Below are 20,223 nucleotides of genomic sequence, written 5' to 3' on the forward strand. Positions count from 1 at the left end.
CCATGGCCGAGCCGCTGAAACATCTGATCGGCCACCAGACCGCCCGCGACACGGCTGATGCCGTTGCGCGGGCCTGGGCACCCTTTGCCCGGGCCGCCTTCCTCGCAGATATCCTGCCGGTCATCGACGGGCTGGACCTGATGCAGCGCGGTCAGTGCATTGCCGACGCACTGCGCCGTCATCTGCCTGACGATTTCGAGCAAGCAGCTGTAATCCTGCACGCCTGCCTGCCGGCAAAAGAGCGGCAAGGCCTTACCGGCTGGGCGCTGCTCTCAGTCAACCAGTATGTCGCCGCCCATGGCCGGGGCAACCTCGAAAGCGGCCTCGGTCTCCTGAAGGCGCTGACATCGCATTTCACCGGCGAATTCGGCATACGTCCCTTCATTGCCGACGAGCCGCAAAAGGCGTTGGCGATCATTTCCGGCTGGGTAACGGACCCCAATCATCATGTCCGCCGGCTCGCCAGCGAAGGCACCCGTCCCCGCCTGCCCTGGGCGATGCGCCTGCCGTCCCTGGTCCACGATCCCGCGCCGATCCTGCCGATCCTGGAAGCGCTTGTTGACGATGAGGAGGAATATGTCCGCCGCTCCGTCGCCAACAGCCTCAACGACATAGCCAAGGATCACCCGGATCTCGTCGCCGATTTCGTCGAGCGACACAGGAAGGGGGCCTCGAAGGAGAGGCTCTGGCTGCTCAGGCACGCCTCTCGGACATTGATCAAGAAGGGGCATGGCAAGGCGCTCGCCAATTTTGGCTTTGAACCGCTCCCTGATGTCCTGGCAACGCTGGACGTGGCGCAGCACCGGATTGCCTTCCCCGGTCAACTCGCCTTCGACATCCGCCTTGCCAATGCAGGCGGTGAAGCGCGCACGGTGCTCCTCGACTATTCCATCCACCACCAGAAGAAGGATGGTTCGCTCTCCCCCAAAGTCTTCAAGGGCAAAAGCCTCGTGTTGCAGGCGGGCGAGAACGTGACCATCCGGAAGCGCCATGCGCTGCGCCCGATCACCACCCGCGTCTATCATCCGGGCCTGCACCGATTGGAAATCCTGCTGAACGGAGTACCCGTCGCAACGGTTGATTTCGACCTCGATATGCCTCAGGCCCCGGGAGCATGAGCACGGGTCGGCGGGAGATCCGCTTCGAGGCCGAAGTGATACGGTTCGACGCCCCTGGCGGCTGGCATGGCGCTTTTCTGACTGAAGAGGCAACGGCCGAGGCACGCTTCTTCGGTCGCGCCAACGCGCTGGGCACAATTGCCGTTGAGGTTCAGATCGGCGCGTCAACGGCACGCACCTGCCTCTTCCCAGACAGCAGACGCAAGAGCTACCTGCTGCCGCTCAAGGCAGCGCTGCGCAAGCGGGAAGCCCTGGTCGCGGGCCGCTGGATTTCGGTGATCCTCACGCTCTGCGACTAGGCCTGGAGACCTCTGCTTTTACGTTGCACTGCAAACATTCCCTTGACTTCCGAAGCGAATTGGCCCATCTGCAGGTCAGCTTTTACCTTCCGGCCGCCGCGTGAGCGTGCCCAGCGACATCTGAGACGCGACGAAGGATAAAGCGCATGACATCCGGGCGGACATTCCGCCGATGCGCTTGGAAAGCTTTTTTCCAACTTACAAGTTCCCAAATCACGCGGGGTTCTTGACGCCAATGCCAACCGGCTCGCGAAGAACGCGTTCCGGTGTTTGTGCATTTGGCGCCCCGAAAGGTATGACTTTGACAACTTTCGATGATCTTGGCCTCTCCAAGAATATCGTCGCGACGCTGACGACGCTCGGCTTCACGACCCCGACCCCGATCCAGGAAAAGGGTATTCCCGTCGTCCTCGGTGGACGTGACCTGATCGGCCTCGCACAGACCGGCACCGGCAAGACCGCTGCCTTCGGCCTGCCGATGATCGAGATGCTTCTCAAGGATGAGAAGCGCCCCGACAACCGCACCACCCGCGCACTCATTCTCGCCCCGACCCGCGAACTGGTAAACCAGATCGGCGACAACCTGCGCAGCTACCTGCGCCGCCTGCCGCTGAAGATCAACCAGGTCGTCGGTGGCGCCTCCATCGGCAAGCAGCAGCTGCAGCTAGAAAAGGGCACCGACATTCTCGTCGCGACGCCTGGCCGCCTGCTCGACCTGATCGCCCGCAACGCGATCTCGCTCCGCGCCGTGCGTTACCTCGTTCTCGACGAAGCCGACCAGATGCTGGACCTCGGCTTCATCCATGACCTGCGCAAGATCTCGAAGATGGTCCCGCCGAAGCGCCAGACCCTGCTCTTCTCGGCAACCATGCCGCCGTCGATCGCCGATCTCGCCGCAAGCTTCCTGACCGACCCGCTCAAGGTCGCCGTGTCCCCTCCGGGCAAGGCCGCCGACAAGGTCGAGCAGCACGTGCATTTCGTCGCCGGCCAGAACGCCAAGACGGAAATGCTCAAGAAGATCCTCAACGACAATCCGGATGGCCGCTCCATCGTCTTCCTGCGCACCAAGCATGGCGCAGAAAAGCTGATGAAGCACCTCGACGCCACCGGTTACTCGGTCGCCTCGATCCACGGCAACAAGAGCCAGGGCCAGCGCGAGCGGGCACTGAAGGGCTTCCGTGACGGCGAGATCAAGACGCTGATCGCAACCGACGTCGCCGCCCGCGGCATTGACATCCCGGCCGTCTCCCACGTTTTCAACTACGACCTGCCGGAAGTTCCGGACGCCTATGTCCACCGCATCGGCCGTACGGCCCGCGCCGGTCGCGACGGCATCGCGATCGCATTCTGCGGTCCCGATGAAGGTCGCCTGCTGCGCGACGTTGAAAAGCTGATGGGCATCGACATCCCGGTCGCCTCTGGCGAACCGCCGGCAAACCTCGCACGTCCGGCCCGTCCGCAGCGTCGCGGCGGCGGCGGTGGTGGTGCAGGTGCTGGCGGTAACAACCGCAATCACCAGGGCCAGGGCCGTGGCAAGTCCGAAGGCGGCGCCAAGGCCGATGGTCGTCCGGCCAAGTCCGGTCACCGCAAGGGTGGCAATGGCGGCGGCAATGGCAATGGCGGCAACCGCTCGGCCAATGGCAATGGCCAGAGCCGTGGCGGCAATAGCCAGGCACGGCCTGCACGTTCCGGCACCGCCGGCGGACGTCGTCGCGAAGCCTGAGCCTCGGGCCAGACCAGCATCTGACAAACGAAATGGCGCGGCTCACACCGCGCCATTTTTCATGGGCTTCGATCAATGCTCTCGGGCTTCAGCCAACATCAGGTTTGGCGACAACCTTTCGATTGGTGAGATAGACCCCTGCCACCACAACGCAGGTGCCCACGATCATCGGTACGGTCAGCTCTTCACCGAAGGCAATCGCCGCCTCGATCGCCGCCAGTGGCGGCACCAGATAGATCAGCGACGCCGCCTTGGACACGTCGCCGCGACGGATTAGATAGAGCAGGAGTGCGATTGCGCCCATCGAGATGCCGACGACCGACCAGGCGAGGGTTACGAAGAAGCCAAGGCTCCAGTCGACATGCAGATCTTCAAGCATGAGCGCCGCCGGGACCGTGACGATGAGCGCCCCGACATATTGCAGCGTGGCAACGGCCCGGAGGTCACCCTCGCGAACGAAACGCTTCTGGTAGATTGTGCCGGCAGTCACGCAGGCCATGGCGAGCACGTTCACCGCCACGGCATAGGCAGGGATGCTTGAGGCATCGAGGATCAGAACCTTGGGCAGCACCGCGATCGCGATCCCGGCAAAGCCGATCAGCAGTCCGGCACGTTGGCTGAAGCTGAGATCCTCACCAATCAGATAGGCCGCGGCAATGCCCGTCATCAGGGGCTGTAGGCCAGCGATAATCCCCGACAGCGCTGCCGGCACACCGTGGCCGATCGCCCACCAGACCATGCCGAGATAGAGACCGTGCAGGAACATGCCAGAAACGATAGCATGCAGCCATCCGGCCCGATCCTTCGGCCAGGAAACACCCCCGATGCGACAGACGATATAGAATAGGACCACGGCGGTGCCATAACGCACGACGAGGAAGGTGAGCGGGTCAGCAAAGAAGGTGGCGAACTTGGCGGACACCCAGCCGGTCGACCAGAGGATGACGAAAAGGATCGGCGCGAGGCGGGCAAGGGTCATGAGTCGGGTTCTTTCCAGGTCCGGACCGCGAACTGCCGGCGCAGGTCTCGATACTGTGCGCCCCGCCTTCGGTCAAAAGAGTTTTCCTGTAGGCAAGGTTGAATTCCGTTCACATCGCCATGGACAAAAAATATTCCGCCAACACATGCACAATGTTTAATCAACGGACGCCGGGGCAGAGCAACTGCATTTCACCATTTGCCAAATCACGCAGGAGTAGAACGGCCCCCTCCCCCAATAGAATACGGGGATCTGCGCAAACTTTGCGCGAATGCCGCATTCGAGGGCAGAGCGAGCGACATCTAATTCTGCGCATGGAGCCTGCGAACCAGCTTGCATTGGCCAAATGGTTGTATTCAAATGACCAAAAAAGGGGATGGCGCCATTGGCATTTGATGAAATGATAGGTGCGGACGGTGCTCCGCGCGGACCTTACCAGAACTATTTCGATTGGTATTCCAGCCAGGACCCGGCAAGGCTGTTGGCCAAGTCGAGAGATGCGGAGAACATATTCCGCAAGACCGGCATCACCTTCGCGGTCTATGGCCATGCCGACAGCGCCGAAAAGCTGATCCCCTTTGACATCATCCCGCGCATCATCTCCGGCCGAGAATGGCGCAAGCTCGCCCAGGGCATCGAACAGCGCGTGCTGGCACTGAACGCTTTCCTCGATGACATCTACCACAAGCAGGAAATCATCAAGGCCGGTCGCATTCCCCGCGAACTGATCGAGAAGAACGTCGCCTTCCTGCCCGAGATGATCGGTTTCCGCCCACCCGGCGGCGTCTATACGCACATTGTCGGCACCGACATCGTACGCACAGGCGAAGACCAGTTCTACGTGCTGGAAGACAATGCCCGCACCCCCTCCGGCGTCTCCTACATGCTGGAGAACCGGGAAACCATGATGCAGATGTTCCCGGAGCTCTTCCAGCTCAACAAGGTACAGCGCGTCGAGGATTATCCCTATCTGCTGCGCCAGTCGCTGGCGTCACTTGCCCCTCCCGGCTGCAAGGGTAAACCGCGCGTGGCGGTCTTGACCCCAGGCATCTACAATTCTGCCTATTACGAACACTCCTTCCTTGCCGACATGATGGGCGTGGAGCTTGTCGAGGGCTCGGACCTGCGCGTCATCGACGGCAAGGTGAAGATGCGTACGACTCGCGGCTACGAGGCGATCGACGTGCTCTACCGCCGCGTCGATGACGACTTCCTCGATCCGCTCACCTTCCGGCCCGATTCGGCGCTGGGCATCCCCGGCATCATGGATGTTTACCGCGCCGGCAACATCACCATCGCCAATGCGCCCGGCACCGGCATTTCCGATGACAAGGCGATCTACAGCTACATGCCCGAGATCGTCGAATTCTATACCGGCCGCAAGGCGCTTCTGGAAAACGTGCCGACCTGGCGCTGTTCGGAAGCCGACAGCCTGAAATACGTGCTCGAACATCTGGAAGAGCTCGTGGTCAAGGAAGTCCACGGCTCCGGCGGCTACGGCATGCTGGTCGGCCCGACCGCCTCGAAAAAGGAGCGCGCCGACTTTGCCGAAAAGCTCAAAGCCCGGCCCTCGAACTACATCGCCCAGCCGACGCTGTCGCTCTCGACGGTGCCGATCCTCGTCAACAAGGGGATCGCACCGCGCCACGTCGACCTTCGTCCCTATGTCCTCGTCTCCGACAAGGTGCAGATCATTCCCGGCGGCCTGACCCGCGTGGCCCTCAAGCAGGGTTCGCTCGTGGTCAATTCCAGCCAGGGCGGCGGCACCAAGGACACCTGGGTACTGGAGGACTGACATGGTCATGCTCGGAAGAACTGCCAACGGCCTCTTTTGGATGTTCCGCTACATCGAGAGAGCCGAAAACATCGCCCGCCTCGTGGATGCTGGCCTTCGCATGTCGCTCACCCGCACAGGCGCCTCGGATGAGGACTGGGACGCGGTGCTGAAGAGCGCAGACGTCCGCCCGCTCTTCGCCCAGCGGCAGGACAAGGTGACCGCTGCGGACGCGATTGACTTCCTGCTGCGCGACACAGCCAACCCGTCAAGCGTGATGTCCTGCATCGAATCGGGCCGCAACAATGCCCGCATGGTGCGCACGGCACTCACCCGCGAAACCTGGGAAGCCACCAACGAATGCTGGATCGAGCTCAAGCAGATGCTTTCCCGCAAGCTGAAATCGGCTGATCTGCCAGAGGTCATCGACACGGTGAAGCGCCGGGCCGGCCTGATCCGCGGCGCTTTCCATGGCTCGATGCTCAGAAACGAGATCTACAATTTCGCCCGCATCGGCACCTTCATCGAGCGTGCCGACAACACCAGCCGCATCCTCGACGTCAAATACTACGTGCTTCTGCCGGCGATTACCCATGTCGGCTCCTCGCTCGACAACATGCAGTGGGAATCCATCCTGCGTTCGGTCTCGGCACATCGCTCCTACCGCTGGGTCTATGACGGCGAGTATCGGGCGAGCAACATTGCCGACTTCCTCATCCTCAACGGCCAGATGCCGCGCTCGCTTGCCTATTGCTACGAGAAGATCGTCTCCAATCTCGGCTATGTCGGGAAGGAATATGGCGAGCGCCTCGCCGCCCACCAGACCGCAGACACAGTGCTTGCCACGCTGAAATCGACCACGGTCGACCAGATCATGGATCAGGGGCTGCATGAGTTCCTCGACAATTTCATCGCCCTCAACAACAAGCTGGGCAATGAGATCACCGAGGGTTACAGGTTCTACAGCTGAGCAGGATTGAGCGCATGCGTCTGCGGATAAGCCATACCACCGAATATCGCTATGACGACCCTGTCCAGTACTCGCTGCAGAGATTGCGGCTTTGCCCGCTGGACGGGCCGGGCCAGAAGGTCGTGTCGTGGAACATCGCCGTCGACGGCGCCACCGTCGAGGCTGGCTTCAACGACCAGTTCGGCAATCACACCCATCTCGTGTCCACAGAAGGTGACAGCCATAGCGTCCACATCGTCGCCTCGGGAGAGATCGAGACAGAGGATCGCGCCGGCGTCTTCGGCCCCCACCAGGGCTATGTCCCACTCTGGCTCTATTTGCGCGAAACGCCCCGCACCAAACCGGGCAAGCTGACTCGCGAGCTCATGCGCAGCCTCTCCGGCGACAACGAGCTGGCGAAGATGCATGACCTGATGGGCAAGCTGCATGCGCAGATCGCCTACGAACCCGGCACGACAGGAACGGAAACCACAGCGGAACAGGCGCTCGAGGCCGGTCATGGCGTCTGCCAGGATCATGCCCATGCCCTCATCGCCACCGCCCGCCTCATGAATCTGCCCGCGCGCTATGTCTCCGGCTATCTGCTGATGGACGATCGTGCCGAGCAGACCGCAACCCATGCCTGGGCTGAGGTTCATCTCCCCGGCCTCGGCTGGGTCGGCTTCGATGCTGCCAACAACCACTGCCCGGATACCCGCTATGTCCGCATTGCCACCGGCCTCTGCTATGCGGATGCGGCTCCGGTTTCCGGCATGCGGATCGGTCTGGCCGGCGAGGATCTGACGGTCAAGCTGGTCGTCGAACCACAGCAAAGCCAGACCCAGTCACAGAGCTGACGCCTGCCAGTACCGTTCTGCCACGGAGATGCCGACTTGGCGCGCAAGCCCCGCGCCAAGTCGGCATGGTCCTCTACGCCGTGAAGCGGCTTGGCCGCAGCGGAGATCAGGGCAGGCATGCTGTTTGGAAAGTCCCTCTTCCAGTCGGTCGTCGACAGGCTCGGCGAAGAGGCAGAAGACGAAGTCCCGGCCAGCGAGCCGGCCTTCCGCATTGGCGGCCTGTCCACGTCCTTCGTGGCGCCGACGGCAGAGCCCTTGGGCAAAGACGCCGTGCTGCCGTCAGACCAGCGCATCGACGCCTATCTGTTCCTGATGCCGGAGGATGGCGATAACCCCGAACCGGAGCCGCCGGCCCCACCACCGCCACCCGCCTGGCTGGAGCGGCTCTCTGTGGAAGAGATCACCGAGGATCTCGGTCTCGATCCCGCAGACGACCGTGAGAAGCTGCAGGAGCGCCGCCGCGGCTTTGCGCGGGAAAACCACCCCGATCGGGTCGCAGTCGATCACCGCGAAGCCGCGACCACGAGGATGAAAATCGCCAATCGCCTGATCGACGAAGCGATCAGGCGTTACGATCTGGGCATCGGTCGATGAAGATCAGTCGTAGAGACGCCTGAGCAGGCGATTGACCGTGTCGCGTTCGGCGACACCCCCGAGCTGGTCGAGCACCCATTGCTCATGATCGGCCCAGATCGGCATCAGCTCCTCGAGATAAGTCTCCCCTGCCGGTGTCATGTAGAGCGACTGCACGCGACGATCCGTCTCCGACTTGCGGCGCTCGATGAAGCCCTTGTTCTCCAAGCCATCGACGATCGCGACAAAATTTGCCCGCTGAATGCCGAGCGCTTCGGCGACTTCGCTCTGCTTTGCCCCCTGATTGTCGGTCAGTAGCAGCAAGACGGCAAAATCCGTCGGGCGCAGACCCTTCGACGAAAAAGCTTCATTGAAATGCTGAAATACCGCGAGCTGCGCACGTCTCAGGCGGTATCCAACAGCGTCTTCCATCCCCGAGAAGTCGAGCTTCGACGTGTTGGGTACCATTTCTTCTAGAGTAAGTTCCGGCATTTCCCCGCCATAGTCATTATTGCCCCTCAGGCGAGCCGCAGTATCCGCCCGCGCCCCACCTGCAACGATACTAACCGTTTGGAGCAATGCCACAAGGGCGGAACCACGGATCGACTGGTACGAAATGACAATTTTGAACAAATGCCGCTCACTTGGCCCAAAATTGAGCTTTCCCCGCCGAGCACGCCCTTCCATTTGAGCAGGTTTCGATCACTGCTCCCAGGCCGAGACACCGCCTGCCGCAGAAACAACGGCCAGTGGTCGTATTTTCGCATTGAAGCCCGCCAGCGACTGCGCTATGACCGCATTCGGAACGGCGAGTCATATCGCTGTCGGAAGCACCCGTAGCTCAGCTGGATAGAGTGTTGGATTCCGATTCCAAAGGTCACAGGTTCGAATCCTGTCGGGTGCGCCATTTCGCTTTTTCTGCCTCGCCACATAAGTGCGGACTGATAACCGCAAAGGGCAGACTCTGACGGCGTAAATGCGGATTCAGCAAGACAGCGCCGCGACCGGCGAGTATTTGCCGCGAGCAGCGATCCCCAAGAACGAATTGTTGACAAAACAGCTTGTGGCTCTGGTCCAAACTGCGGCCATCTTTGTCGCAGAAATTTTTGGTTATTTATGGTTAACAAAATTCTCAAGCTTTGCGCTTGCTTAAAGTCGGCAAAATTGAAGTACCTCCTCGCGGACCAACCTCGCGAACAGATTTGGAAATCGTATACCACGAGAGAAGAGCGAGAATAGGCGCCACGAGTCAAAATATATAAATCAAAATTAGCAGAGGTAACCGATTAATACTTAGAATTGAGCGTACCTGCGCCGCTGATGCCAGGACACAGTCTAGACAAGAAATATCTGGCGCAGGACTGAGTCCCTGAAGGCAGCGCATCGATCATGCGAGGTATGCAGATGCGATGAAAGAAATCACGACATCGCATCGCCAGATTTCCCTAGGGATAAGATTGGAGTCGTGTGTGAATAAGCCATTGGATTGATTGGAGGAAGCTTGATGGCCACCGGAGCACTCCGGACCTTGAAAGACAACGCCACCAGGATATTGTCGGCGTTTGGGTCGCGGATGTCCGTTTCTCGTCTTTTACAAGGAGACTGCCAAATGGCCGGTGAATTATCCCGCCTCATGGATATCTTTCGACGCAGAAAGCCCTCGTTTGCCAAGGCTCTCGCAAAACACGGTTTCCGGCCAGCCGGGGTCAAGCGCATCAAGGTCGGTGAACGACGCACTCGTGAACGGTTACTCCGCCACAGAGGATGATCTTGAAAACGGGAGCTGGACTCGCTGCGGTCAGGAAAGATGCTGTGAACAACCAAGTCGAATGCGCGACCATAGTGTGAAAGGACTTGAGGGGTTGGCGGCAGGCATCAAAACAAAAGCTGGGGTCAGATGTCAGTAGGATTAAAGCGGATAAAAAGACGAGCCGCAGGAACTGAAGGATCAGCTATTCAACCATGCACTTGGAACAACCGATAACGCAAGTTCGTCGTCCGCGCCACCCCCCGAGGAGGCGGCGCGGGATACTAGGTTGGATCTTCGGACGCTGAAGCATTTCAGTCTGGCCATTCTCCCGCTAGCCAGATCTTAGTGACCTCCGCGCAGTTTCAGTCTTGCTGTTCAGTGCAGTCAAGACCTCTTCGCCTGACAGCTCAAACCCGGCAACCAGTCCATCAACAAGTCTCTCGCACGCTTGACGATGCCTTTCGAGGATTGTTGTTGCCCGCTCAAGCTGCTGCTTGAGGATCTTGTCCACCCTAGCGAGGACACTCGAATCCATCCGACTGAAGCTGGACCATTTATAATTCGGCGGGAGCGAATCCCAATCGACAGCCTTCTCCAGGTCCTGAAAGCGCGGGCTTTTTAGGCCCAGATTATGAGCGGCCCAGCCATACGACCCTGCAAAACTCTTACCGAACTCTGCAATTGCTTGCTGATAGCTATCTTCGGCTTCCTTTAGATATCCCTTAAGTTTATCAGGGTCGTATGTTTTTCCCTCGTGGCGATACTCATTCACGATTGAATCGCGCATGCTCACAACATCATGCGCCAAGTACCGAGCTGCAATTTCATCACCAAAACGATCAATCACGAAAGACACTACAGAAATTTCGTATAGCGTTCTCCAACGTGCGTACCGTTTCGATCCGGCCACTATCGATCCCGATGATTTTGACGTAGATATTTACGAAGAGGACTCGATGAAAGCGCTGGCCGAACGTTTCGTAGATGATGGCCTGTTCGGGGAAATCCCCGATCACCTCGCGCATTACATCGACTATGACGCCATCGCCCGCGATCTGTCTATGGACTACACCGAAACCGAAATTGCCGGAGAACGGCTGATTTATCGGTGCCATTGAGGCCGTGGGGATATGGATCAATATCCAGATTGACGCAAAAAGGACATCAATAGATGCCCTTTTGCCTTCCCGCCGCTATCGCTTTTCCGGAAAAAGTCCCGGCATCCAGCGCGAAGCCAGCTTGGCCGGAAACGCCAGCTTGAGCGGCGCGCGCGAGCTTTCCGAGACGATCACCTCATACTCGGCCAAGGCAGACACAATGCGCCGCGCTTGCCGATCCCCCGCGCCCACGATATCGGCAACATCACCGCGCGGAAGGCTGCCACGATAAAGCAGTGCCTCTAAGACATTCGTTGATTTGGCGGGTAGATTGCCGAGCCTGATTTCCTCTTCCGCCCAGAGCAGAATACGGCTGCGCAAGCGCTCCGGCTCGATAAGCTCTTCCATGAAACGCACCTGATCCAGGCACGTTTCCAGGAAGAAACGCGTGAAGTCAGCAAGCGCCGTTTCGCTCAGCGTTCCGCGCCCGTCGAGATCGCCGCGCCGTGGTTCATCACACGCCATCAAATGCGCCTTATAATCCGCTTCGCTGCGCGCCAGACCGCGCGCAACCGACCAGATACCGCCCGTATCCAATAATTCCCGAAGCATGGCGTAAGACATCAAGCGAATGACGCGGCCATTGCCATCCAAAAACGGGTGAATCCAGGCCAGCCGATGGTGAGCCGCCGCGACGGCAAGCAGCTTTTGTGAGCGCCCCAGCATCTTGTAGGCCCCATCAAAACGGCTTAGGAAACGGGGGATAGCGCCGGGGCTGATCGCGATATGACGCCCGACCTTCACATCGCGCGTGCGCAGCGCGCCCGGCACCATGCGAATTTGCTCGCCCGTGTCGGGATTGGTCACGATCAGAAGTTCGTCCGGCAACAATTCGCCAAAACGCCTATGGATTTCCAAAATGGTATCCTGCGCCGTGACGCGACCGGTTATGCCGCCATAATCAATCCAGCGCTGCACCTCGATATGCGCCTTGGCTTCAAGCTGAAGGTTTCTCTTCTGCGGATCGGTGCTATAATCATTCTTAAGCGCCCGCTCGATATCGACCGGGTGTGTATCGTGACCTTCGATCAGGTTGCTGTAATAGCAATTCATCGAACGCACGAGATCGGAAAGCGCCGTGGCGATTTCGGCAGGAAGGCTGCGCTTCAATCCAGCAGAGGCGGCCGTCAGCTCCATCGCCAGATCGAGAAGCGGCCCGGTGTGCTTGCTGCCCTCGGCAATCGTCATAGGCTCCATCAATCCGATAGATTCACCGCGATCTTCTGCCGCTTTTATGTCCGCTTCAATGTCCGGTTTATTGTCACTCATAAACACATGATACCAATATGTTAGATAAATTGACAGCTAAAAAATCCGCGTATGAATGTCCGGTTCATGTGCCGCTTAAAATCTTGTTTGCCAGGAGATCAGACTAACCTCGAAAAATCGAGCAATCGGCATGCGCACGTAATCTGCGAACAGGAGCCGAAGGCAAATTTGCACTCCCATCCCGAAATACGGTAAAATATTAAAAACAATAATGAAACGGGAATGGATGGTGTATTCTCTGGAGTTCAATGCGGTATCTGGCAGTGAGGCGCAAAAGCGCGCTCAGCAGGACTTCGACGATCTCCAGAACGAAACCGCAGGACGCGACGTTGGCCGGATTGAACGCTTCCTGAATGGTGAGAGCAATCACCCCAATTCCGAGAAAGCCCGCCGCAAGGAACGCGAAGCGGAGATGAGCCGCTTCATGGCCCTGATGAGCGATCCGGTTTACGCAAAACTGTACGAAGATTGGGGCAAGAAGCTGAATGAAACCCGCCAGTTTCTGGATGACGCCAGAGACCAGCTTGCCAAATTCCGCGCCAGCATCGAGGCCGAACGATTGGACATCGACGCCCGCGCCATGCGCCTGCCGGATGGCACGCTTGTTTACCGGGGCGATGACGACCGCGCCTATAACCGCGATGGAACATTGTCGGAAAATCCTGACGCGCAGGATATCATCTGGCGCGAGGACAGCGCGCGTCTATCGGAAAGCCAGCGCAACGATGATCGCGCAGGCCGTGCGGATCGTCTGGAACAAAAACTGGATCACGCCGACATCGCAGTCGGCGAGTCCGCCGAGCGCCACGATGATACCGCCAATCCGACTACAAGCGAAGGTATCGAAACTGAAATGCAGGGCCTAGATGACATAAAAGCTGGCATTGCTGACGATCTGGCAGCGCTTAAGTCCGATAGCCTCCCAACATACGAACCTACTTCCACGCAGAGTTTATCGATTACCTTGCCTCAAATTTAGCAATCATCCTCCTCGTGAAGGGAATTTTCCGCAAATTTTCTGAATATGGGCAAGTATTACTGACTCTGGCCAAAAATCTTGATGCTGGCGGATAAGATCAAGGACCACATTTTGCTGAGAGCGCTTTTTCTCTCCCGTTCCATACCAATCAACAATACAGCGCATCAGATTCTTGTCCGTCTCGGAGGCAATAGTCAGTGTCATGCCGACCGAATTGCTTACAAGCGCTCTCTGTGCGGTTTCATCCAGCTTCTGAAAGTAAGCGCCCTTATCTTCGGCAAAAGAAGTCGAGGATGAAATCAGCAAAGCGACATAAATAGTTGAAATAGACTTCGCGAACTCGGATAACAATAACGAAGGTTTTTGTTAAACCATAATTACGAAAAATAATAACGGAAAATATGCTTGTTTCAACCGGGAAGCCTGGCGCTTTCCCTCATCGGATTTTGAAGAAAGGCACGTCATGTGGAGTTCACAAAAACCTTCGTTTTTGTGAAGCAGGAAAATGCATGACAGCCTCAGAAACCGGGCGCTTGATCGGCTATGCCCGTGTATCCACCCGCGACCAGAACCCGAATATGCAGATCGATGCGCTGAAAAACCAGGGCTGCGACCCCATCTTTGTCGAAAGCGCGTCCGGGCGCAATCTGGAGCGGCCCAAGCTGGAGGCCGCGCTGCAAGCACTAAACCCCGGCGATACGTTGGTGGTGTGGCGGTTGTCGCGGCTAGCCCGTTCGGTCAGGCACATCATTGCCGTCAGCGACTTCCTACAGGCTCACCAGATCGGCCTGAAAATTCTTGACCAGGCTATCGACACGACGACCCCGGCGGGCCGCCTGTTCTTTCACATCATCGCCGCCTTCGATGAATTCCAGCGCGAGATCATCGCCGAGAACACCATTGCGGGCCTGAAGGCCGCACAGCAACGCGGCAAAACCCTTGGCCGCCCCCGCAAGCTGGACGAAGCCCAAACCCGCGAAGCCTTCGAAATGCTGCTGCTGGAGGAAATGAGCTTCGAGGAGGTGGCCGCGCATTTCGATGTTTCGCACATGACCCTGCGCCGGGCTTTCGTGGAATATGGCCTTGAATGGCCGGAGACAAACAAACCCGAATAGAGGAGGACATCTATGCACGAAATCGAAATCCCCATCATCAAACTATGGTCGCCCAAATGCTTGGCGCATTTTGGCGGCTATCCGTGCGATGTGTTCAACAGGGCGGCAAGGGGTTACCCACGATCCTTAAATCTTTGTCCGTTGGCAGGCCAATAGACTGAGCGAGGAAGTGGACACTGCCAGGGACGAATGACCGAAATGTCTCAAATTCGCCCAGAGCGTAAGGCTTTCAACCATTCCAGCGTCTTGAGAACGGGAGCGTTCGGCTGGTCCGCTGGAATAAACGGAAGCTCATCCAAATCCAAGACCGAGGCTGTCATATCGTTGGTGGTTATTTCCCAGGCGTTGACGACTGTCAGACTGTGCTTGCCGATAGGCAGGTCGAAAATAGGTTTGGGCTGCGCCAGCTTGTTTGGCAAGTGGGCAGGAAACAGCACATATCGACCGTGCCGCGCATAGTCTGCAAGGAACCGATCAAGGTTCTCCGTCGAACTCGGGTACATGCGATTAATGCGTGACACAAATCCTATAATGTTCCCCTCCGATATGGGAACATTGTCTGGATTTTGGCTCACCATCACGGCATAAGCAGCGGGATTATCACGTGATATGCCGCGAACGATCGTAATTTTGAGATCGTCTTTGACATCGTCATCGCCGTACCGCTTACGCCATGACTTGAAGATGTCTTTTGCAGCCGAAGGATTCTCGTACGCGAGTCCCAGCATGGGAGGCGGCATATCGGGGCCGGGCGGGGACCACATGAATAGTGTGCCGTTCCATCTCGCTTTGTCCCACTTCTGCGTATCGATGGGCGAGATCCAGCGCGTCTTCGAATGCTTGCCTTTGACTGCATCGCGCATTTCTTTGGGCGCAAGGCCTTCGCCGCGCTGTGTGTTGCCAAACGACTTGAACGCCTCCAAAGCTGGCGAGGGGGGCCATTCTTCCGTGCGTTTAACCTCATAGGCGGGGTCGGTAGGATCGATCCAATCAGCGAGCGAAAGCTGCGCGCGATCACCGTGCAGGTTACCGAGCATGGTAGGAACGTTCGAGAAAGTCAGCGCGCGCTCTAGGGCGCGTTCATCTTCGAACAGCGCTTTACCCCACGTCTCGGCATCCTGAGGCGCTGCGAAGCGAAGGAAAATTTCGAGAACGGCATCCCTCATCCAATGCGGAAACGATAGCGCATCCTCTTTAGTCTTGTATTCCATGACCATGCGATGCGTGATCGTGCCAATGGGCTCGCCTTCAATATCGGCAAACGTCAGAACGGGGCAGAGGCCTACGGCGTCGGACGGCGTAACCCGCAGTTGCAGGTGATCCACCTGAGGCAAGATGCGATGATCGAGACTGGTCGCAAGCAAGGCTTCCAGTGACCCGAGGACAGCCTCGCCAATGCCGATGGAGACAAGATTGTTGGCGCAAGCTAACTCGATCCGGCATCCGAGCACGTTGGACGAGAGCGTGACGGTTTCCCCAAGGGCGAAGTCTGGAGCCGGATAGTCCGATTTCATACCGTAATCGCGCAAGTCTCGCATAAAGGTCTCCGCGCCTTCGGGGGTTTCTTGTTCAGGTATTCACCGCACGCGCAAGCTGGTTCAGATTGGACGATAGTCGCGAGCGCCCGAGCGCAGAGAGAACGCGCGCCAACGCCTGATGGTCTTCAACGGGGTTCGTATTGCGGCGGCGGACCTTTGCCAGATCGCCGTCAAACAGCATGGCCTTGATATACGCGCCGAGCGGCACGCCGTTCGCGGCGGCTTCCAGCTTCGCTCGCTCTTCGAACGTCAGGCGCAGCGAGAACGGCGCAGGCGCTTGCCCCTTAGATACCTTATTGAAATCACGGTGCGAATTCGTCATCGTCGCACCTCAGACTTTTAAAGTCTAACTGTGCGAGATGGCGTTCCCATTCCTCAAGGGTATCGAAGAGAGAGTTCAAATTCTCTCCCTCCAGGTGCGCCATCCTCTGAAGTCTTCAATCCGATTGACTGTCTTGTGTGCGCAAGTCGCGATTCGGATATTGCCGGTAATCGGCGCGATATCTCAGTCTCTGACATCCCGGACCTCCGATAACGCGGACGTGATGGGATTTCGCATCGACGGACGGGGCCTCCCGGCGATGACGCCCCCGCAAGCCCCCGAAATCGCTGGACTTTGACCAAGGACAATTCCATCCTCCACACGTTCGGCGGGTCCTGGAATCGCAGTTGTGTCCGAGGCCCGGAACGGTGAAGCGCCGAAGAGCGCTCTTGGGGGGAGACGACATGGAACACATCTTCACGCCGCCACGACCGTGGCTGGCGTCTTACGGGACAACAATTCCGCAGGATCTGGGCAAGCTGCGCTACAGGAGCATTGCCGATCTCGTGGATCAATCCTGTTCCGCAAACAGTTCGCGCAAGGCCTTCACCTGCGTCGTGCCAAACGGAATGAACGGCAGCCTGACCTATGCCCAGATCGGCGAGATGTCGGATGCGTTTGCCGCCTTTCTGCACCATGATTGCGGCCTGCGCGCCGGCGACCGAGTCGCCGTACAGCTGCCCAACGGCCTGCCCTACCCTGTCGTCGCCTTTGGCGTGTTCAAGGCCGGCTGCATTCTCGTCAACACCAATCCGCTCTACACGCCGAGCGAGATGATCCACCAGTTCAACGATTCCGGAGCCAAGGCGCTCGTGATCGTTGACATGTTCGCCGACAAGCTGGCCGAAGTCGTGCCGAAGACCGGCATCCAGACCGTGGTGCTGGCAGGCGTGCCCGAATTCTTCCCCAAGCTGCCGGAAGTGATCATCCGGGGCGTTCAGAAGCTCTGGAACAAGGTTCTGCCGCCGATCCCGTCGCTGGGCGTTCCCGTGCTGAAAATCAAGGATGCGCTTGCCAAGGGACGCGCCCACGGGGCGGATGTGAAGGCGATGTGGGCAGCCTCTGGTCCGGATGATCTCGCACTCCTGCAATATACCGGCGGAACAACCGGCGTCGCCAAGGGCGCCATGCTGACCCATGGCAATATCCTGACCAATCTCGACCAGGTGCGCGCCGTCTCCGGCGGCGTCATGAGCAGCGAAGACCAGGTGCTGACCGCCCTGCCACTCTACCATATCTTCGCCTTCACCGCGAACCTGGTGACCTTTTTCGAGCTTGGCGCGCGCAACATCCTCATCCCCTCGCCACGCCCGGTGCAGAACCTCCAGCGCGCCATCGAAAACTATCCGATCACCTGGATCACCGGCGTCAACACGCTGTTCAACGGCCTGATGAACGAGGAATGGTTTGCGGCCTATCCGCCGAAGAAGCTGCGGGCCGCGATTGCCGGCGGCACGGCGCTGCACGAGGCGGTCGCCACGCGCTGGCGGGTGATGACCGGAACCCCTGTTGCAGAAGGCTACGGCCTGAGCGAGACCTCACCGCTCGTCAGCTTCAATCCGCTGGACGACCGCGCCAAGCCAGGCAGCATCGGCATCCCGGTACCGGGCTGTGACGTCATCCTGGTGGATGGCGACGGCAAGCAGGTCGCAGCAGGCGAACCGGGCGAGCTTCTGGTCCGAGGACGTCAAGTCATGCTCGGCTACTGGCAACGTCCGGAGGAGAGCGCAAGCGCCTTGCAGAACGGCTGGTTCGCCACTGGCGACATCGCCGTGATGGACGATCAGGGCTTCCTGAAGATCGTCGACCGCAAGAAAGACCTCGTCCTCGTCTCGGGCTTCAACGTCTATCCCAACGAGGTGGAAGACGCGCTGGCCAAGATGGACGCGGTGCTCGAAGCAGCCGTCATCGCCATCCCCGACGCCAAGACCGGCGAGGCCGTGCGTGCCTATGTCGTGAAGAACCCCGATCACGAAGGAGACCTGACCGAGGACGCAATCCGCGCCCACTGCCGGACTGTCCTCAGCGACTACAAGGTGCCGAAATCCATCGTCTTCCGAGACGCCCTCCCCAAGACGCCGATCGGCAAGATCCTGCGCAAGGATCTGAAGGCCGAAGTGCTGGTCGAATTCAAGAAGTGAGCGAGGGCAGACCCACATGTTGACGGAACTTGAAACCACCCTGCTCGGCATCATGATGATGGTGATCATGCTCGGCATGGGCGCCTCGATGACCTGGCGCGACTTCTTCATCGCCTTCCGCAAGCCGAAGGGTATTCTGGTCGGCCTTTTGAGCCAGTATATGATCATGCCATTTCTGGGCTACGCTCTGGCGGTCGTCCTCGGCCTTCCCGCTGGAATGGCGGCCGGCCTGATCCTGATCGCCTGCATGCCGGGTGGCACGACCAGCAACATCTTCACCTATTTCTCGAAGGGCGTGCTGGCGCTGTCAATCATGATGACAACGGTCTCGACGCTTGTCGCCGTCGTCATGGTCCCGTTCCTGCTCAGCTTCTACAGCGGACTGGCAGGACTTGGCGGCGACTATGTGATCCCGGCAGGCAATGTCGCCCAGGTGCTCGTGGTTCTGCTCGTCCCGACCGTGCTCGGCATGTTCCTGCGCAAGATGAATGCCAATGCCGGCGCGACGATCGAGATGATCGGCTCGATGCTCGGCGTTGTCGTCATCCTGTTCCTGATCGGCTCCTGGGTCCCGCGCAATTACCAGATGCTGCTCGACACGCCGTTCCCCGTCTATATCGCCGCAATCGGGATTGGCCTGACAGGCATGCTGCTTGGCTACTGGCTCGCCCGCGGCCTGCGCCAGGACAGCAACCGCGCCCGCACCATCAGCCTCGAAACCGGCATCCAGAACGGCCCGCTGGCCGCGCTGATCGTGACGCTCTCCTTCACCGGCACACAGCAGCAGGAAGTGCTGTTCATTCCCATCCTCTACAGCCTGTTCATCGTGATCACCTCGTCCTTCATCACCGTGTGGTATCGAAGCAGCGCCACGTCAGAGGCCCTCGCCCGCGACGCGGCAAAGGTCCGCACATGAGGACTAAGCGGCAGCACGCTTGAGGAACAGCAGCGCCAGAGCAGACAACACCACAACAACCCCGCCGGCCACACGACAAGGGCGGCGGGGTATTTTCTCGGCCCCAACCGTCCACCTTGCTCCCGGTCTGGAACTGTCAGCATCCTGTTCATTTGCCGGGCGAAACCGGCGTGGTCGAAAGCAGTCAAACGTGTGCGACAGTGCCTAGGCCAGATTCTTGAGATAGGTGGCCCGTGCAATTTCCAGATCTTGCACTGTGATGCTGCCTACGTCTGGAAGAAGCTCACGCAGCGTCTCAATGATCGTCCGGTTCAGCGTTGTACGCGTCGCTTCATCGCGACCTTCCATGAGTAGGAGGGTAGCATGTACAAAGGTCTGTGGGTTTGTGCCAATGTAAAAATAGGCCACTGGCTTGGCCCGAACTTTAATGTCGGCGGCTTCAAAAACTGTGCCGTCGGAAAGTTCCGTGAACAACGTCTCGCAGACCAATTGCATGTCGTAGTTCCGCTCGAGCCCCTCGGAGAACTCAATCGAGAGATGGGGCATATGGGATCCTTTCCTGACCAAGAAGCCGCCCAAGTCGATCAGACGGGGCGCATTGCGGTGCTCTCTGAACTGCACCTTGAGTTGCGGAAAGTCCAAACTCCCAGGTCCCTGTCAAGGTGCAGACGCTATCGTGCCGGTGGATACACATCCATCGATGGCAACGGCAGCAGTTGCCGCTCCCCGAATGCGGGCGCCGGATCGTAAACGCGGCTTGCTCA

Annotated in this window: 20 protein-coding genes and 1 tRNA gene; 13 read left to right on the top strand and 8 right to left on the bottom strand. The window is 58.8% G+C overall.

Annotated features, from left to right (window positions below; genetic code table 11):
- Nucleotides 1-2 precede the first annotated feature (2 nt).
- From J2045_RS14760 to J2045_RS14770, 3 genes are all read left to right on the top strand, one after another.
- On the top strand, nt 3-1,118 hold the full coding sequence (locus J2045_RS14760; protein WP_307374063.1) for a DNA alkylation repair protein: 1,116 nt from the start codon (nt 3-5) through the stop codon (nt 1,116-1,118).
- On the top strand, nt 1,115-1,417 hold the full coding sequence (locus tag J2045_RS14765; protein WP_307374065.1) for a DUF1905 domain-containing protein: 303 nt from the start codon (nt 1,115-1,117) through the stop codon (nt 1,415-1,417). The genes J2045_RS14760 and J2045_RS14765 overlap by 4 nt, the downstream gene beginning before the upstream one ends.
- Before the next feature lie 295 nt (nt 1,418-1,712).
- Nucleotides 1,713-3,140, top strand: a complete 1,428-nt coding sequence (locus J2045_RS14770; protein WP_307374067.1) for a DEAD/DEAH box helicase — start codon at nt 1,713-1,715, stop codon at nt 3,138-3,140.
- A gap of 88 nt (nt 3,141-3,228) precedes the next feature.
- On the opposite strand, the gene J2045_RS14775 is transcribed toward J2045_RS14770, so the two are convergent.
- Nucleotides 3,229-4,119: a DMT family transporter gene (locus J2045_RS14775; protein WP_166603385.1), complete on the bottom strand. Its 891-nt coding sequence runs from the start codon at nt 4,117-4,119 to the stop codon at nt 3,229-3,231.
- 385 nt (nt 4,120-4,504) lie between these two features.
- On the opposite strand from J2045_RS14775, the gene J2045_RS14780 reads away from it, so the two are divergent.
- From J2045_RS14780 to J2045_RS14795, 4 genes are all read left to right on the top strand, one after another.
- Nucleotides 4,505-5,914, top strand: a complete 1,410-nt coding sequence (locus J2045_RS14780; protein WP_166603384.1) for a circularly permuted type 2 ATP-grasp protein — start codon at nt 4,505-4,507, stop codon at nt 5,912-5,914.
- 7 nt (nt 5,915-5,921) lie between these two features.
- Nucleotides 5,922-6,863 (top strand): alpha-E domain-containing protein, encoded by a 942-nt coding sequence (locus tag J2045_RS14785; protein WP_307374306.1) that lies wholly within the window; start codon nt 5,922-5,924, stop codon nt 6,861-6,863.
- Between the two features lie 14 nt (nt 6,864-6,877).
- A complete protein-coding gene (locus J2045_RS14790; RefSeq protein WP_307374071.1) occupies nt 6,878-7,699 on the top strand; it encodes a transglutaminase family protein in 822 nt (273 codons plus the stop codon).
- A gap of 117 nt (nt 7,700-7,816) precedes the next feature.
- Nucleotides 7,817-8,293 (top strand): hypothetical protein, encoded by a 477-nt coding sequence (locus J2045_RS14795; RefSeq protein ID WP_307374073.1) that lies wholly within the window; start codon nt 7,817-7,819, stop codon nt 8,291-8,293.
- Nucleotides 8,294-8,296: 3 nt separating this feature from the next.
- Here J2045_RS14795 and J2045_RS14800 read toward each other — a convergent pair whose 3' ends face one another.
- Entirely contained in the window at nt 8,297-8,764 is a 468-nt protein-coding gene (locus J2045_RS14800; protein ID WP_307374075.1) for a MarR family winged helix-turn-helix transcriptional regulator, read from the bottom strand.
- Between the two features lie 338 nt (nt 8,765-9,102).
- Here J2045_RS14800 and J2045_RS14805 point away from each other — a divergent pair.
- Nucleotides 9,103-9,179: transfer RNA gene (locus J2045_RS14805), tRNA-Arg, on the top strand.
- Nucleotides 9,180-10,353: 1,174 nt separating this feature from the next.
- Here J2045_RS14805 and J2045_RS14810 read toward each other — a convergent pair.
- Nucleotides 10,354-10,932 carry a DUF5677 domain-containing protein gene (locus J2045_RS14810; protein WP_307374077.1) on the bottom strand — a complete coding sequence of 193 codons (579 nt, stop codon included), beginning with the start codon at nt 10,930-10,932 and terminating at the stop codon, nt 10,354-10,356.
- Nucleotides 10,933-10,960: 28 nt separating this feature from the next.
- On the opposite strand from J2045_RS14810, the gene J2045_RS14815 reads away from it, so the two are divergent.
- Nucleotides 10,961-11,140: an antirestriction protein ArdA gene (locus tag J2045_RS14815; protein ID WP_503128840.1), complete on the top strand. Its 180-nt coding sequence runs from the start codon at nt 10,961-10,963 to the stop codon at nt 11,138-11,140.
- 75 nt (nt 11,141-11,215) lie between these two features.
- On the opposite strand, the gene J2045_RS14820 is transcribed toward J2045_RS14815, so the two are convergent.
- Entirely contained in the window at nt 11,216-12,448 is a 1,233-nt protein-coding gene (locus J2045_RS14820; RefSeq protein WP_307374079.1) for a Fic family protein, read from the bottom strand.
- A gap of 226 nt (nt 12,449-12,674) precedes the next feature.
- Between J2045_RS14820 and J2045_RS14825 the strand changes: the two genes are divergently transcribed.
- Complete coding sequence (locus tag J2045_RS14825; protein ID WP_307374081.1) at nt 12,675-13,427, top strand: hypothetical protein; 753 nt, start codon at nt 12,675-12,677, stop codon at nt 13,425-13,427.
- A gap of 3 nt (nt 13,428-13,430) precedes the next feature.
- On the opposite strand, the gene J2045_RS14830 is transcribed toward J2045_RS14825, so the two are convergent.
- Nucleotides 13,431-13,778, bottom strand: a complete 348-nt coding sequence (locus tag J2045_RS14830) for a hypothetical protein (protein ID WP_307374083.1) — start codon at nt 13,776-13,778, stop codon at nt 13,431-13,433.
- A gap of 158 nt (nt 13,779-13,936) precedes the next feature.
- On the opposite strand from J2045_RS14830, the gene J2045_RS14835 reads away from it, so the two are divergent.
- Nucleotides 13,937-14,542: a recombinase family protein gene (locus tag J2045_RS14835; protein WP_307374084.1), complete on the top strand. Its 606-nt coding sequence runs from the start codon at nt 13,937-13,939 to the stop codon at nt 14,540-14,542.
- Between the two features lie 203 nt (nt 14,543-14,745).
- Here the strand turns inward: J2045_RS14835 and J2045_RS14840 are convergent, their stop codons facing one another.
- Together J2045_RS14840 and J2045_RS14845 are read right to left on the bottom strand one after the other, a co-directional pair.
- Nucleotides 14,746-16,080, bottom strand: a complete 1,335-nt coding sequence (locus J2045_RS14840; protein WP_307374086.1) for a hypothetical protein — start codon at nt 16,078-16,080, stop codon at nt 14,746-14,748.
- Nucleotides 16,081-16,111: 31 nt separating this feature from the next.
- On the bottom strand, nt 16,112-16,402 hold the full coding sequence (locus J2045_RS14845; protein WP_307374088.1) for a hypothetical protein: 291 nt from the start codon (nt 16,400-16,402) through the stop codon (nt 16,112-16,114).
- 404 nt (nt 16,403-16,806) lie between these two features.
- Between J2045_RS14845 and J2045_RS14850 the strand changes: the two genes are divergently transcribed.
- Nucleotides 16,807-18,543 (top strand): AMP-binding protein, encoded by a 1,737-nt coding sequence (locus tag J2045_RS14850; RefSeq protein WP_307374090.1) that lies wholly within the window; start codon nt 16,807-16,809, stop codon nt 18,541-18,543.
- Nucleotides 18,544-18,559: 16 nt separating this feature from the next.
- Nucleotides 18,560-19,459 (top strand): bile acid:sodium symporter, encoded by a 900-nt coding sequence (locus J2045_RS14855; protein WP_307374092.1) that lies wholly within the window; start codon nt 18,560-18,562, stop codon nt 19,457-19,459.
- Between the two features lie 204 nt (nt 19,460-19,663).
- Here J2045_RS14855 and J2045_RS14860 read toward each other — a convergent pair whose 3' ends face one another.
- Complete coding sequence (locus J2045_RS14860; protein ID WP_307374094.1) at nt 19,664-20,101, bottom strand: 5-carboxymethyl-2-hydroxymuconate Delta-isomerase; 438 nt, start codon at nt 20,099-20,101, stop codon at nt 19,664-19,666.
- Between the last annotated feature and the right edge of the window lie 122 nt (nt 20,102-20,223).

Origin of the sequence: Peteryoungia aggregata LMG 23059, from assembly GCF_030814435.1 — a bacterium.
Lineage (GTDB): Bacteria > Pseudomonadota > Alphaproteobacteria > Rhizobiales > Rhizobiaceae > Allorhizobium > Allorhizobium aggregatum.